Below are 14,039 nucleotides of genomic sequence, written 5' to 3' on the forward strand. Positions count from 1 at the left end.
AACGGTGCTAGCGTGCCGCCATGAAAGTCACACGAAACACTCCGACCCAACTGATCCTTGCCGACACGCCCTGGTTCATTGGAATCATGCTGGTCTTTTTCATATTGACCTTTGTCGGCGCAGGGCTGGTCATGGTCAGTGACGGCGGCGAGAATATCTGGTTCGGGCTGTTCTTTGCACTAATCGGCGGCGGGCTAGGTGTCGGAGCGTTCTGCGTTTTCGTGCGGCGGGTTCAGGTCATTCTGGACCGCACAAAGAACCGCATTCTGATCCGCAGGCAGTCTGTCTTTGGCTATGAAGCGGTCGAGCATCAGCTGTCCAGCCTGTCCCATGCCGAAGTTGAAAGCTCGACTTTCCGCAGCGACAGCAGCAGTTCGACGCTGTATCGCCCGGTTCTTGTGCTGGACAAGGGAATGAGCGAAGGGCGTCATCCGATTGTCGATGCGTACTCGAACGGGCGCGGCGCGCATAAACTGGTTGACGCGGTCAACGCATGGCTGCCCGCGCAGCAGGAAGACACGAAGGAACAGGCCTGACGATTACAGGACTTGTCCGTGCTCCAGCCAGGCTCGGTCAGCCGGTGTGACCATTTCGGACAGGCGCGCGTCGTATCGGGCCATGTCATCGGCGGTCAGCTTGCCCTCCCATTTGTTGCTGGTCCCGGACGAGAAGAACTGCGCGTAGTCCTGAAACGCGCTTTTGAAACCAGGCTGCTGCGAAGCGCGCCGGGCGTTTTCCTTCATTGAACCAAAGCTTGCGGCCTCAGCGATATCGTCGATCATTTCTGGTGCGATCTCGGTCCCCAAGATGTTTGCGATCCGCGCCACCTGTCCCGGCAAATCGCGGCTGAGTTCGGCGTAATGCAGGAAATGGATGTTTGGCAGATGCCGGAACGCGCGGAATGAACGGTAATGGTGGACGTATGAGGCCAGCGTCAGATCGTCAGTGCCCTTTGACGAGGCGGGCCGGTCCAGAAACATCGCGAAGGCTTCGGAAAGATCATCGGGAAACAGGTAGTCCAGCCAGTCGTCTTTCATGTTTTCCACATGGCGGCGCAGCGAGAAATGCACGTCAACCGGATGGCGATGCACCACCAGATAGGTCGCATCCGGGGAATAGGTGATCCCGTCCAATGGCGTGTGGGTCTTGATGCACCGTCTGTGCGTCTGTGCGGCAAGTATTCTGTCCTGCTCCTCACGATCTCTGAACCCGCAATCGAGCCAGGGGGAGACCGCGTTGTTGTACACGACTGGATCCGCGGTTTTGGTGATCAGCATTCGTACCAGCGTCTGTGTCCACGTGGTGCCGCATTTGGGAGGCGTGCAGACAAAGATGTCGTCGGGACGGATTACGAAGTCGGACCAGATATCGGTATTCGTGACTTCACCGACATAATCCTTGGTGCGCTGCGGCAATGGTTGACTCATGACCAAACTCCAAAACTGACCCCGACCTTTGGACGCTACACCAAGTGGCCAGATGCTCAAAGCGTTTGCCTTGACTCGCAGAGCCCAGAGGCGTAGATGACCGCCAAACATCCGGAAGCGTCTTGATCTTCCGGTCCCTTGAGTCGTTCAGGGATCGCCCCCCACCAGCGAGTTTCGCCCGTGGGGGCGTTTGTGCATTTAACCGACGCATCCTATCTAGGGCGCGCCATCAGATAACCGGCTAAGGAGGCCGAAGGCATGTTTGAAAATCTATCCGAACGCCTTTCCGGCGTCTTTGACCGGTTGACCAAACAGGGTGCTCTGTCTGAAGAAGACGTCAAGACCGCCCTGCGCGAGGTCCGTGTTGCCCTGCTTGAGGCCGACGTCTCGCTGCCGGTGGCGCGTGAATTCGTCAAGAAGGTGCAGGACCAGGCAACCGGTCAGGCGGTGACCAAGTCGATCACCCCCGGCCAGCAGGTCGTCAAGATCGTGCATGACGCGCTGGTCGATACCCTGCGTGGCGAGGAAGACCCCGGCAAGCTGAAGATCGACAACCCGCCTGCCCCGATCCTGATGGTCGGTTTGCAGGGTTCGGGTAAGACCACCACCACTGGTAAACTGGCCAAGCGCCTGAAAGAGAAAGAGGGCAAGAAGGTCCTGATGGCCTCGCTCGACGTTTATCGCCCGGCGGCGATGGACCAGCTGGCGGTTCTGGGCGCGCAGGTCGGCGTTGATACGCTGCCGATTGTACCGGGCCAGAAACCCGTCGACATCGCCAAGCGCGCCAAGCAGCAAGCCACATTGGGCGGCTATGACGTCTATATGCTGGATACCGCCGGTCGCCTGCATATCGACGAAGTGCTGATGGACGAGGTCGAGCAGGTCCGCAATGCGGTTGACCCGCGCGAGACCCTGCTGGTTGTTGACGGCCTGACCGGTCAGGTCGCCGTTGAAGTGGCCGAAGAATTCGACGCCAAGGTCGGTATCTCGGGCGTGGTCCTGACCCGGATGGACGGGGACGGGCGCGGTGGTGCGGCGCTGTCGATGCGCGCAGTGACTGGCAAGCCCATTCGCTTTGTCGGTCTGGGCGAGAAGATGGACGCGCTGGAGACCTTCGAGCCGGACCGGATCGCCGGACGTATTCTGGGCATGGGCGACATCGTTGCCCTGGTCGAAAAGGCCCAGGAAACGATGGAGATGGAACAGACCGAGCGCATGATGAAGCGCATGGTCAAAGGTCAGTTCAACATGAACGACCTGAAAATGCAGCTGGAACAGATGATCCAGATGGGTGGCATGCAGGGCATGATGGGCATGATGCCGGGCATGGGCAAAATGGCCAAGCAGATGGATCAGGCCGGTCTGGACGACAAGATCCTGCGCCAGCAGATCGCCTTGATCCAGTCCATGACCAAACGCGAGCGCGCCAACCCGCAGCTGCTGCAAGCCAGCCGCAAGAAACGGATTGCAGCCGGTTCGGGGATGGAGGTCAGCGACCTCAACAAGCTGCTCAAGATGCACCGGCAGATGTCGGACATGATGAAGAAGATGGGCAAGATGGGCAAAGGCAAGATGCTGAAACAGGCCATGAAGGGCATGTTCGGCAAAGGCGGCCCCAGCCCCGAAGACATGGCAGCCGGCATGGACCCCAAGGCACTGGAACAGGCGGCCAAGGCAATGGGCGGCAAAATGCCCGGCGGACTGCCCGGCCTGGGCGGCGGCATGGGGCTGCCTCAGGGCCTGAGCGGGTTTGGCAAGAAGAAGTAATGAACGCCGTCGCCCAACATATCCCCCGGCTTGAAACCGAGCGCCTGATCCTGCGCGCGCCGTCCGAGGCTGATCTGGACGCCGATACCGCGTTCTTTGCCAGCGATGCGGCAAAATTCGTCGGCGGGCCACTGCGCCGGGATGAGGTCTGGCGACTGATCGCTTCGCTGCTGGGCCACTGGTCCCTGCGCGGTTACGGGTTCTGGAGCGCTGAGGAAAAAGCCTCGGGCACTTATGTCGGGCGGATCGGGCTTTGGTGCCCCGAAGGCTGGCCCGAACCCGAGATCGGCTGGACGCTGATGAACCATGCCACCGGCAAGGGGTACGCGACCGAGGCGGCACTGGCCGCGCGGTCTTATGCGTATGATGTTCTGGGGTGGGAGACGGCGATCTCGCTGATTGATCTGGACAATCATGCCAGCAAGGCGGTGGCGAAACGGCTGGGCGCGCAGTTCGAGTATCACTATGACCACCCCAAATTCGGCAGGTCCGAAATCTGGCGGCACCCCGCGCCTGCCGATCTGGTGAATGGCGGGATGGAGGCCTACGCATGACCGCGTTCACCATCCCCACCGTTGAAACCGAACGTCTGATCCTGCGTGCCCCGCATCTGGATGATCTGCCTGCGCTGACCGCATTCTTTGCAACCGAGCGCAGCCATATGGTAGGCGGCCCCCGGGACGCGCTGGAAAGCTGGGGCATGTTGGCCAGACGCCTTGGGCACTGGGCGTTGAAAGGATTTGGCCTTTGGCACCTGACCGAGAAATCCAGCGGTCGGTTCGCAGGCAACGTCGGCCTGATTGACGCCCCCGGCTGGGACGAGCCTGAACTGGGCTGGACCGTGATGGAAGATTTCGAAGGCAAAGGCTTTGCCTACGAGGCGGCGCTTGCCGCCCGGTCCTATGCGGCGCGGCATCAGGGCCTGAACGGGGTGATTTCGTATATCGCCCACAAAAACGACCGTTCGCGCGCTTTGGCCGAGCGGTTGGGTGCAACGCTGGAGCGTGACAATGCCGAACTGCTGGGCCAGTCCTGCCAGGTGTGGCGGCACCCCAAGATTGACGTTTCGACAGCCGAAAGGACCGGCCAATGAACAACCCCGTGACACGCGCGGCTGCATTGCTGAAAGAGCATCGCGAAAGCATCGACCGGCTGGATGCGATCCTTGTCTATACGCTGGGCGAGCGGTTCAAACACACACAGGCCGTTGGCAAGCTCAAGGCCGAACACAACCTTCCCCCGTCCGATCCCTCGCGTGAGGCCACGCAGATCGCACGGCTTGAAGACCTGGCGAAAGAGGCCGATCTGGACCCCGATTTCGCCAAGGCTTTTCTGAATTTCATCATTCAGGAAGTCATCCGACACCACAGGAAACACCAAGGGTGAACCAGAGGTTCAGCAAGTTAGAAGTGAACCAGAGGTTCAACAAACACCAGAATTAACCGGAAAAGACACCGGCCAATCAAATACACGCCTCCGGCGTGATGCCATTCAAAGGAGATACCACCATGGCAATGAAAATTCGTCTCGCCCGCGCAGGCTCGAAAAAACGTCCGTTTTACCGCATCGTGGCGGCTGACAGCCGGATGCCGCGCGACGGCCGTTTCATCGAGAAACTGGGCACCTACAACCCGCTGCTGCCGAAAGACAGCGAAGAGCGTGTGAAAATGGACATGGAACGCGTTCAGCACTGGCTGGATCAGGGCGCCCAACCCACCGACCGTATCGCACGTATGCTGGAAGCTGCCGGCACCCGTGACAAGGCCGAGCGCAACAACCCCAACAAGGGTACCCCGGGCAAGAAAGCTCAGGAACGCGCGGAAGAGAAAGCTGCAAAGGCTGCGGAAGCTGCCGAAGCGGCTGCTGCACCGGCTGAAGAAGCGGCTGCAGAAGAATAAGCAGGCCGAAGCGTGCGGGATCAGACCTTTACTGACGCATTTCGCACGCAGTTCGATCTGTTGTTGCGGCTCCGGCGCGATGTGCGCCGGTTCCGCGGCGACGCGGTAGACGAGGCAGTGCTTGCGCGCTGCCTCGACGCGTTTCGGCTGGCCCCGTCCGTGGGGCTGAGCGAACCCTGGCGCGTGATCCGCGTCGAAAGCGCAGCGGCCCGGGCTGCGGCGCTAAGGAATTTCCAAACCGCGAACGATGACGCCCTGGCGGGCTATTCCGGCGACAGGGCGCAGCTTTACAGCCGCCTGAAACTGTCGGGAATGCAGGAAGCGCCGGTGCAACTGGCCATCTTCTGCGACGACAGCACCGGCAAGGGATTGGGTCTTGGCGCGGGCTCGATGCCCGAGATGCGGCGCTATTCCGTGGTCTCTGCCATCACCCTGTTCTGGCTGGCCCTGCGGGCCGAGGGGCTGGGGCTGGGCTGGGTATCCATTCTGGACCCCGAACAGATGGCGCGCGATCTGGATGTGCCGGGCAACTGGCGTCTGATCGGGTATTTCTGTGTCGGATGGCCGGAACAGATATCTGACACCCCCGAACTTGAGCAGGTTGGCTGGGAAAACCGGGCCGACAGCCTGAAGATCGAAACAAGGTAGGGCCGCATGTTCGGATTGATACGCCTTCCCATTCTGCTGCTGATCGCCTTTATTGTGGGCGTGTTCTTTGAGCGCAACAATCAGCGCGAAGCCTGCGAAGGGCTTGGCGAGTGGAGAAACGGGATCTGTTTGACGACGGGGGCTGCCAATGAATGATCTGATCTGCGTCGGCAGCGTCGCGGGGTCTTATGGTGTACGCGGTGAAGTGCGCCTGAAAAGCTTCTGCGCCGTTCCCGAAGATATCGAGACGTATTCGCCACTGACGGATGAAACCGGCAAGGAACGTTATCCGGTGGTTCTGACGCGTACGATCAAGAACGGTTTTGCCGCCCGTCTTGGCGGGGTCGAAACCAAGGAACAGGCAGATGCCCTGAACGGTTTGCGCCTGTTTGCGCGGCGCGATCAGTTGCCCTCGTTGCCCGATGACGAGTTCTACCACACAGACCTGATTGGGCTTGAGGTCTATGACACCGGCGGCACCCTTCTGGGCAAGGTCAAATCCGTGCAGAACCACGGGGCCACGGACCTGCTGGAACTACACGGGCCGGGCCTGAAGGCGACGGTTCTTCTGCCGTTCACGATGCAGGTGGTGCCAACCGTCGATCTGGAACAGGGCCGCATCGTGGCCGACCCGCCCGAAGGCCTGATCTGATGCGACGTGTTCTGCTGCATCTGGGTTTTCACAAGACCGGCATGACGGCAGCACAGTCCTTTCTGCACGAAAACCGCGAGCTGATCTGGCCGCATTTCGCTCTGGTTCTTCCGTATAAGACCCGCAAGGCCGGGTTGAACGAAGCGGCCACGCGCCATTCGATCTATCGACTGGATGACACGCTGGCGGGTTTTGGCGGTCAGTTGCACAGTTTTTTCGACGGTCTGGATTTCGGAGTACGCCGGGGATTGATCCTGAGCGAAGAGAATTTTCTGGGCCTGCGCCCCAGCAGGAACAAAAGCGAAGGATACGGGGCGGCACCCGAACTGGCGGAAACGGTCGTCAGCGTGCTGCGCCGCCGTCTGATGGGCGAGGAAACCGACATCACCGTCTACCTGTCGTTGCGCAATCGCGATGCGTGGCTGCGCAGCCTTTGGGCGCATGATCTGCAACTGTCGCGCATGGTTCAGGACCTGGACGGATTTAGCGCCGATCTTGCGCATCTGCCATCGCTACAGGATACGGCAGACCGGATCAGAGACCGGTTGCCAACTGTCACGGTACAGACCGCGTGGATGGAAGCGCTGAAAGGCCACCACCTTGGATTGGGCGCACCATTTGCCGAATTTCTCGATCTGCCACCCGGGAAATCTGCGCAGCTTGTGAAGCCCGCGCATGAAAGCCCACAGCTTTCCGACGACGTCCTGAGAGAACTGCTGGCTCTGAATCGATCATCGCTGGACGAAGCGGCATTGATCACTCAGAAAAAGGTCCTGATTCGAACCGCCCAACATGAACTGGCCCGCCAGAAATGACTGACAAACCCGGCAAATCCCATGGTCGCAAGGCGATCCGGGCCACGCTGAAACCGCGTGAGCTGATGACACCCACCCCGGACCTGCACGGCGTCTGGAAGGCGAAGATCATCACCCTGTTTCCAACCGCTTTTCCGGGCGTTCTGGGAGAAAGCCTGACCGGCAAGGCGCTGCAGGAAGGGTTGTGGCAGCTGGAAACCGTGGACTTGCGGCAATTCGGCGTCGGCAGGCATCGCAACGTGGATGACACGCCTGCCGGGGGCGGCGCGGGTATGGTTTTGCGGCCCGATGTGTTGGGCGAAGCCATTGAGCACACCATGGCGGGCATTCAGGGCAACTGGCCACTGATTTACCTCAGCCCGCGCGGGCGGCGCATGGACCAGCGCATGATGCAGACCCTTGCGCGCTGCGATGGCATGACCCTGTTGTGTGGGCGGTTCGAAGGCGTGGATGAGCGCGTGCTGGAGCATTACGGTGTGCAGGAGGTCTCTTTGGGTGATTTCGTGATGACCGGTGGTGAGATTGCGGCACAGGCCCTGATCGATGCCACAGTGCGCCTGATCCCCGGCGTTCTGGGCAATCAGGCCTCGACCGAAGAGGAAAGCTTTTCCTCGGGCTTGCTGGAGCATCCGCAATACACCCGCCCTGCGGATTGGAAAGGCCGCCCGATACCCGAGGTTCTGATGTCGGGCCACCACGGCCGCATCGCCGAATGGCGTCACAAGATGGCTGAGGACATTACCCGCGAGCGGCGCCCGGATATCTGGGCCGACTATGCAAAATCCCGATCGGATTCGTCTGATTAGAACGCCCGAATGTTGCAGACATGCCTTAGGTTCTGTGTTTGCCGGAATTCTATTTGCAGTTGATCGTCCTCCAAAATATGCACGTTTGAAAGCCCTGCGTTTTCAGGACCTTAAAACGAAAGACTAATTGCATAATGAAGAAGTTATTGCTTGGCGCTTTTCTGGTTGCCTCTGCCTGCACGACCAAACCACTGGGGATGTCCGTTCCAACGCAAGCCGGTCACAATCTGCATTCGGCGCGGGTTGCGGTCGATTCCTGCTCTCAGGAAGCTGACGAAGGTGGAAACAGCGCCGTCATCGGGGGATATGCAACGAATATCCTGCTGTGGGGTATCCTCATCGGCCCTGCGATTACCGCCCCGATCCAGGACGAACTGCGCACGCAGGGCGAAATCGATCAGGTGGACCGTTGCCTGCAAGAGCGCGGCTTCGAACGCCGGGAACTGAGCGCAGGTGAATCGTTCTGGGTGCGCAACGCCTTTGGGGAAGAGCGGGAGCGCCGGTTGGACCATCAGGTTGGCGGCGGCACCATTGAAACCTACGGCGCACCAAAGACCTAACCTCCGGCCTTCCATCTGGCCCAGACGTCTGGCGTGCCGTTGAAGGTGTTGATGTCCACCCGGCCCTGAACGCCCGGAACCAGACCGGTGCCGGTATATTGCCAGAACCGCCAGACCGCGCGGGGATAGACATTGCGGGGATGGCCTGCAACCGACCTCAGCCAGAACTCGGTCTTGGGCAGGCGTCCGATATCGGTGTCTTCATAGAAATCCACCGTGGTATAGACGATCGGGCGGCGGCCATAGTGTCGTTCGAGAATGTCCAGGAAACGCTGCGCCTCGGCGCGGACGGTTCTGCCATCGGGGCGCAGCGTGCAGGTCTTGGAATGCGGTGTCCATTCCATATCCAGCACATGCGGCAGGTCTGCCCCTTTGGGCACGTTCTGGATGAACCAGCGGGCCTGTTCCCGGGCCGACCGGCAGAAATAATAATAGTGATAGGCGCCCCAGGGCACACCGGCCGACTGCGCGCCGCGGCGGTGATCGTCGAACAGGGGATCGGCCACGTCGCCGCCTTCGGTCGCTTTCAGAAACACAAAGCTGACACCTGATGCCCGGGCCGTGCGCCAGTCAATCGGCCCTTGCCAGCGTGACACGTCAAGGCCATGGATCGGGTATTGTCCGGGGTGACGCCCTTCCCAGTCATGGGGATCCGCGTCGCCGAAATCGGGGTAGATCACAAGCGGTGCTGTCCTGTCCACGCCCGGAACGGGTTCAACGGTCTGAGGTTTTGGGCCGCCGCGCCCGCAAGACATCAGCGCAACGGCCGTTATGGCCAGCATGAATGCCAATCGCATCATAGGGTCCTGTCTGAAATATCTGCTCATATTATTTGCCTCAGAATGCCTGATCTGGGTCGCTTGGCAACGCCTTAGTTTAAGGCTGGCGGATTCCTACCGGCCCGTTGGGCAAGACAGGGCGTTTTTCCCTTGATCCCTGCCTGCAATACCCTTAAACGACCGCAATCCGGTGCCGCGTTTTGCGACTCCGGTGTTTTGGTTTGCACCATGGCGTGACGTCCCGCTTTCTTCGGCAGGGATGCGTCGGGTCAGGCCAGACCAAAGGAACATTCGATCTGACCTCTGGCGGGCTGTACGCAGGACCCGGTGAAGACCAAGAGCTCTCAGGCCGTGCCCAACTTCGTGGACCAACCACGAGCAGATAGGAGAAACTGCGATGGACCTGATCGCACAGCTTGAGGCGGAACAGATTGCCGCCCTGGGGAAAGACATCCCCGATTTCAAAGCCGGTGACACTATCCGTGTCGGCTATAAGGTGACCGAAGGGTCGCGCACCCGTGTGCAGAACTACGAAGGCGTCTGCATCGCGCGCAACAACGGCAGCGGCATTGCCGGTTCGTTCACCGTTCGCAAAATCTCGTTTGGCGAAGGCGTGGAGCGTGTGTTCCCGCTGTATTCGACCAATATCGACAGCATCACCGTTGTCCGCCGTGGTCGCGTTCGCCGCGCCAAACTGTACTATCTGCGCTCGCGTCGCGGTAAATCCGCACGTATCGCAGAGGTCACCAACTACAAGCCTAAAGCTGGCGCCGAAGCGTAAGGAGCGGAAAGATGAAAAAAGACATCCATCCCGATTATCACGTCATCGACGTCAAGATGACCGATGGCACCGTCGTTCAGATGAAATCCACCTGGGGCAGCGAAGGCGACCAGCTGGCACTGGAAATCGACCCTTCGGTTCACCCTGCATGGACCGGTGGTTCGTCGCGCCTGTTGGACGCTGGCGGCCGCGTGTCGAAGTTCAAGAAGAAATACGAAGGCCTGGGTTTCTAAACCTTTGCCACAGTCTTTCAAAGGAAGGTCGCCAGCGGGCGGCCTTCTTTCGTTTCAGGCCCTTGCTTTCCCCGGTATCTGATCCTTGGGTTTCGTGAGTTCGGCCGCGTCGTGCAATGGCGGAACCGGACCGCGCAGCAACAGCAGCGCGATCACCAGCCCGATACAGGCCGCGATAGCAGCCATGAGCATCGCCGCATCAAATGCATTATCCTGCAGGTCACGCAGTGCTTTGGCCAGTGTTGAGCCTGTTGACGGGTCAAGTCCGGCAATCAACTGTTCCACCTGTGTTGCCGTGCCATGCGTCAGGGCGCGCGCAAGGTCGCCGCGCTGTGCCGACCCGTCGGGTAGCGCCGCGATGACTTCGGACAGGCCGGAGCGGATGGTCAGGGATGCGGCCAGACCGCCGACAACCGATCCCATCGTGGCCCCGAAATACAGGAATGTGTTGATCACCCCGGACCCCTGTCCGACATGTTCGTCGGGCAGCAACCGAAGCCCGAGACGGGGCAGCAACGAAAAACAAATGCCGATGCCAACCCCCACAATGATCAGCTTCCACCAGACTTCAGCATAGCTGTCGATGTTCGAGGTTGTTGTCAAAAGCAGGAAGCCGCTGGCCATCAATCCCATTGCGACGGTCACCGGCCATTGAAAACTGTATGGCGCAAGCAGGCGCGGAGCGGTGACGGAAATGACAAACATGCTCAGGCTTAGCGGCAGTATCGCGACGCCTGCCTCAACCGGTGAATAGCCGAACGCGTCCGGGGATTGGACGAACACGTTGAAATAGATAAAGAAACAAAACAACGCAAATCCCACAAAGAACATCCCTGTTGCCGCCATAAGGTAGCGCGGGTGCCGGAAATAGCGGAACTCGACCAGCGGATCGTCGCTGCGCCGCGAGGTATAAACCAGACCGACAGCCGCCAAAGCGGCGACCCCCAAAGGAACAATGGTCAGGGCATTGTCCCATCCGCGCGCTTCACCGTTGCTGAGTGCGAATGACAATGGACCCAGAAGCAAGACAATGGCTATCGCCCCTGCGGTATCGAATTTCGCACCCCGAAGGCGCGTATCCGGGACATAGTTCTTCCTGCTGACCTGCAGGCCGATCACAAACGCAATGGCAAGTAACACAAGGTCTGTGGCGAATACCCCGCGCCAGCTTAGGAAATTGGCAAAGCTTCCTCCGACTATGGGCCCGACGCCTATCGCAAGGCCCACGATCGCGCCCCACATACCGGTCACGCTGGCCCGTTCTTCCTCGGGCGTTGCGGCGGTCAGCAGGGACAATGAGGTGCCGAACAGGGCCGCAGCCCCTGCCCCTTGCGCGCCACGCCCAATCAGCAGCATCGACGCATTCTGTGAAAACAACACAGAAGCAGAGCCGCAGGCAAACACGATCATGCCAAAGAAAAAGACACCCATCTTGCCCGTGATATCCCCAAGCCGACTTACAATCGTCACAAGGGCCGCGCTGGCCACCGTATAGATCGCCATCACCCATTGCAGGCCCGAAGGTGTCAGGTCGAACTCGGCCTTCAGATATGGAAGGATGGTCGCAACAGCGGTTGTGTTGAAGCCAACGACCATCATGCAAATGGCCGTCATTGCAAGAACAACGCGTGAACCGCCTGAACTTTCCGCAGCAGTGTCCGGCATGCCAATGCCCCTTTCACCTGCCTTGAAGATGAACCGAAGAGGACCCCTGCAAAACCTGCAAGACCGTTCGATGTAAATCTGTTTGGTATTTAATCAAATTTTCCGTCCCCCGCATAGTTTTCACGATCCGGCCCAACCGGCGCTACCGCGAAAGGACCCATTGGGCGGGCGATCTGTGCGTGTATGAATCAGGCTAAAGGCGCGATTGATTCCGACGCGGATCGTTGCAGGCAGCGGTTGGTGTATGCGTTCGGAAACACGCACTGACGCGGCGATTTCGCTGCCAAACCCGTGATCAGATGGCAGATCGTGGCAGATCACCAGACAGGCACCTTCGCGTAACCCGCGCAGGGCGCTGTGTTTTCCAAAATAGAGTCCGATAATGCCCAAAAGCGCCGCTTGAGGTTCTTTTCATCGCAGGCGACACAACATATAGTGGGTGCCAACAACGTGTAGTCAAACACGGCAAGACTTGGGAATACAAGCATGGCACATATCATTGTGGTCGGGAACGAAAAAGGCGGCGCTGGCAAATCGACCGTGTCGATGCATGTGGCAACCGCATTGGCCCGACTGGGGCACAAGGTCAGCACGCTTGATCTGGATCTGCGGCAACGCAGCCTTGGACGGTATTTCGAGAACCGGAACAACTTTCTGAAAAGCGCAGGCCTGACGCTGCCCGGCCCCCGCCATCACGACCTGCCCGAGATCGATGCCAGCACGCTGAAGCCGGGCGAGAATATCTATGACCACCGCCTGTCTGCTGCCGTGTCGCAACTGGAAAGCGACAGTGACTTTATCCTGATCGACTGCCCCGGCTCTCATACCCGGCTGAGCCAGGTGGCCCATTCGCTGGCCGACACGCTGATCACCCCTTTGAACGACAGTTTCATCGATTTTGACCTGCTGGCGCGGATTGATTCAAAGGGTGAGAAAATCCTTGGCCCGTCCGTCTATTCCGAGATGGTCTGGAACGCCCGGCAATTGCGGGCACAGGCCGGGCTGAAGCCCATCGACTGGGTCGTTGTGCGCAACCGCGTCGGTACCCAGCGCATGGTCAACAAGGAAAAGATGCAGCGCGCGATCGAAATGCTGTCGCAGCGCATCGGCTTCCGCGTCGCTTCGGGCTTTTCCGAACGGGTGATCTTTCGCGAACTGTTTCCGCGCGGCCTGACCCTGCTGGACCTCAAGGATATTGGCGTCAAACAGCTGAACATCTCGAACATCGCAGCACGGCAGGAACTGCGCGACATGATGCGAGAGCTGAACCTGCCGGGTGTCGAAGTCGATTTCTGATCAGTTGTATTGGAGGCAGGTCTGAGGGGAAAACGGGCAATTCAAAACGCGAAACTCTCAGCCCCTAAGCCAGTCAGTGCTGGGTAATGTCGGGGCCATAACTGACTGATTGGTCCGAAAAGACTACGTGACCACGTCTTTTCAACTCATCAACCAGCCTTTCCAGCTCTTCCTGCTCCAAGGTCTTTAAAAAAAGGGCGTTCATCGTTCCCTTAAGGGTTTTGATCTTCCTAGGACGCGAAGTTCCTCTAGACTTCAAGCTGTCAACAATCGCATCAATTTTTTGATCCAGCGAGCTTGCATTCGAGATTTTGACGAATGGAATCTCGGATAGGTCTGCATGACGGAAAGCGGGGAGCTTCCTTTGTCGCAGATGTGCAATCAATGGGTCGAAGCCTTTGTCACGAGAAATAACATGGAAGTACGCATTGGCGTCTTTAGCAGAGAGTTCTCCTAAGTAGAACGCAATATGAAAGTCCAAGGCGTTCGAGCCATTCCCTGCTATCTTCTGATAAACAGCATTTTCTCCCAAGCTTTGCAGTGCTTGTGCAAAGTCATAAGGTATGCTTTTTTGATTGGCTCCTACGAAAACAATCAAGGTGCAAACATGTCCCCGAAGGAGTTCGAGGTTCTTGGGTTGAACATTTTCAAAGTCGATTAGTATGTAGTTGTTTTTCAAAGGCCGCACTCCAATTCGAGCTCAATGCAAATA

Annotated in this window: 20 protein-coding genes; 15 read left to right on the forward strand and 5 right to left on the reverse strand. The window is 58.9% G+C overall.

The genetic code is table 11. From position 1 onward, the window contains the following. Positions 1 to 20: 20 nt before the first annotated feature. Positions 21 to 536, forward strand: a complete 516-nt coding sequence (locus ACR0J7_RS13390) for a hypothetical protein (protein ID WP_480900362.1) — start codon at positions 21 to 23, stop codon at positions 534 to 536. A 3-nt stretch (positions 537 to 539) separates the two neighbouring features. Here the strand turns inward: ACR0J7_RS13390 and ACR0J7_RS13395 are convergent, their stop codons facing one another. Beyond that, positions 540 to 1,427 carry a sulfotransferase domain-containing protein gene (locus ACR0J7_RS13395; RefSeq protein WP_480483789.1) on the reverse strand — a complete coding sequence of 296 codons (888 nt, stop codon included), beginning with the start codon at positions 1,425 to 1,427 and terminating at the stop codon, positions 540 to 542. 258 nt (positions 1,428 to 1,685) lie between these two features. On the opposite strand from ACR0J7_RS13395, the gene ffh reads away from it, so the two are divergent. The 11 genes from ffh to ACR0J7_RS13450 all read left to right on the forward strand — a co-directional run bounded on the left by ffh (position 1,686) and on the right by ACR0J7_RS13450 (position 8,573). Then, a complete protein-coding gene (gene ffh / locus ACR0J7_RS13400) occupies positions 1,686 to 3,194 on the forward strand; it encodes a signal recognition particle protein (protein ID WP_209506127.1) in 1,509 nt (502 codons plus the stop codon). Then, positions 3,194 to 3,748: a GNAT family N-acetyltransferase gene (locus tag ACR0J7_RS13405; protein ID WP_480914571.1), complete on the forward strand. Its 555-nt coding sequence runs from the start codon at positions 3,194 to 3,196 to the stop codon at positions 3,746 to 3,748. Before ffh ends, ACR0J7_RS13405 begins: the two co-directional genes overlap by 1 nt. Next, complete coding sequence (locus ACR0J7_RS13410; RefSeq protein ID WP_480832571.1) at positions 3,745 to 4,287, forward strand: GNAT family N-acetyltransferase; 543 nt, start codon at positions 3,745 to 3,747, stop codon at positions 4,285 to 4,287. Before ACR0J7_RS13405 ends, ACR0J7_RS13410 begins: the two co-directional genes overlap by 4 nt. Further along, positions 4,284 to 4,580 carry a chorismate mutase gene (locus ACR0J7_RS13415; protein WP_209506121.1) on the forward strand — a complete coding sequence of 99 codons (297 nt, stop codon included), beginning with the start codon at positions 4,284 to 4,286 and terminating at the stop codon, positions 4,578 to 4,580. Before ACR0J7_RS13410 ends, ACR0J7_RS13415 begins: the two co-directional genes overlap by 4 nt. A 122-nt stretch (positions 4,581 to 4,702) precedes the next feature. Then, a complete protein-coding gene (rpsP, locus tag ACR0J7_RS13420) occupies positions 4,703 to 5,092 on the forward strand; it encodes a 30S ribosomal protein S16 (protein WP_209506119.1) in 390 nt (129 codons plus the stop codon). 12 nt (positions 5,093 to 5,104) lie between these two features. Next, positions 5,105 to 5,740 (forward strand): 5,6-dimethylbenzimidazole synthase, encoded by a 636-nt coding sequence (bluB, locus tag ACR0J7_RS13425; RefSeq protein ID WP_480914573.1) that lies wholly within the window; start codon positions 5,105 to 5,107, stop codon positions 5,738 to 5,740. Between the two features lie 6 nt (positions 5,741 to 5,746). Next, complete coding sequence (locus tag ACR0J7_RS13430; RefSeq protein ID WP_209506115.1) at positions 5,747 to 5,896, forward strand: hypothetical protein; 150 nt, start codon at positions 5,747 to 5,749, stop codon at positions 5,894 to 5,896. Continuing rightward, positions 5,889 to 6,392: a ribosome maturation factor RimM gene (gene rimM / locus ACR0J7_RS13435; protein ID WP_267365325.1), complete on the forward strand. Its 504-nt coding sequence runs from the start codon at positions 5,889 to 5,891 to the stop codon at positions 6,390 to 6,392. The genes ACR0J7_RS13430 and rimM overlap by 8 nt, the downstream gene beginning before the upstream one ends. Beyond that, positions 6,392 to 7,207: a hypothetical protein gene (locus tag ACR0J7_RS13440; RefSeq protein ID WP_480914576.1), complete on the forward strand. Its 816-nt coding sequence runs from the start codon at positions 6,392 to 6,394 to the stop codon at positions 7,205 to 7,207. Before rimM ends, ACR0J7_RS13440 begins: the two co-directional genes overlap by 1 nt. Continuing rightward, a complete protein-coding gene (trmD, locus tag ACR0J7_RS13445) occupies positions 7,204 to 8,013 on the forward strand; it encodes a tRNA (guanosine(37)-N1)-methyltransferase TrmD (protein ID WP_480914577.1) in 810 nt (269 codons plus the stop codon). Before ACR0J7_RS13440 ends, trmD begins: the two co-directional genes overlap by 4 nt. Positions 8,014 to 8,147: 134 nt before the next feature. Then, on the forward strand, positions 8,148 to 8,573 hold the full coding sequence (locus ACR0J7_RS13450) for a hypothetical protein (protein ID WP_480914579.1): 426 nt from the start codon (positions 8,148 to 8,150) through the stop codon (positions 8,571 to 8,573). Here the strand turns inward: ACR0J7_RS13450 and ACR0J7_RS13455 are convergent. Beyond that, positions 8,570 to 9,370: a glycoside hydrolase family 25 protein gene (locus ACR0J7_RS13455; RefSeq protein ID WP_480914581.1), complete on the reverse strand. Its 801-nt coding sequence runs from the start codon at positions 9,368 to 9,370 to the stop codon at positions 8,570 to 8,572. The genes ACR0J7_RS13450 and ACR0J7_RS13455 overlap by 4 nt on opposite strands. A gap of 379 nt (positions 9,371 to 9,749) precedes the next feature. Between ACR0J7_RS13455 and rplS the strand changes: the two genes are divergently transcribed. Further along, positions 9,750 to 10,133, forward strand: a complete 384-nt coding sequence (gene rplS, locus ACR0J7_RS13460; protein ID WP_267366771.1) for a 50S ribosomal protein L19 — start codon at positions 9,750 to 9,752, stop codon at positions 10,131 to 10,133. 11 nt (positions 10,134 to 10,144) lie between these two features. Next, positions 10,145 to 10,366, forward strand: coding sequence for a 50S ribosomal protein L31 (rpmE, locus tag ACR0J7_RS13465; protein WP_267366773.1), 222 nt, complete (start codon positions 10,145 to 10,147; stop codon positions 10,364 to 10,366). Between the two features lie 54 nt (positions 10,367 to 10,420). Here rpmE and ACR0J7_RS13470 read toward each other — a convergent pair whose 3' ends face one another. Both ACR0J7_RS13470 and ACR0J7_RS13475 read right to left on the reverse strand, forming a co-directional pair. Continuing rightward, positions 10,421 to 12,031, reverse strand: coding sequence for an MFS transporter (locus ACR0J7_RS13470; RefSeq protein ID WP_480914583.1), 1,611 nt, complete (start codon positions 12,029 to 12,031; stop codon positions 10,421 to 10,423). A gap of 120 nt (positions 12,032 to 12,151) precedes the next feature. Next, complete coding sequence (locus ACR0J7_RS13475) at positions 12,152 to 12,421, reverse strand: hypothetical protein (protein ID WP_480507324.1); 270 nt, start codon at positions 12,419 to 12,421, stop codon at positions 12,152 to 12,154. A gap of 96 nt (positions 12,422 to 12,517) precedes the next feature. On the opposite strand from ACR0J7_RS13475, the gene ACR0J7_RS13480 reads away from it, so the two are divergent. Beyond that, on the forward strand, positions 12,518 to 13,327 hold the full coding sequence (locus ACR0J7_RS13480; protein ID WP_480483795.1) for a division plane positioning ATPase MipZ: 810 nt from the start codon (positions 12,518 to 12,520) through the stop codon (positions 13,325 to 13,327). A gap of 73 nt (positions 13,328 to 13,400) precedes the next feature. Here ACR0J7_RS13480 and ACR0J7_RS13485 read toward each other — a convergent pair whose 3' ends face one another. Continuing rightward, positions 13,401 to 14,006: a PIN domain-containing protein gene (locus ACR0J7_RS13485; RefSeq protein WP_480886846.1), complete on the reverse strand. Its 606-nt coding sequence runs from the start codon at positions 14,004 to 14,006 to the stop codon at positions 13,401 to 13,403. Between the last annotated feature and the right edge of the window lie 33 nt (positions 14,007 to 14,039).

This window comes from Ruegeria sp. O4 (genome assembly GCF_056535125.1).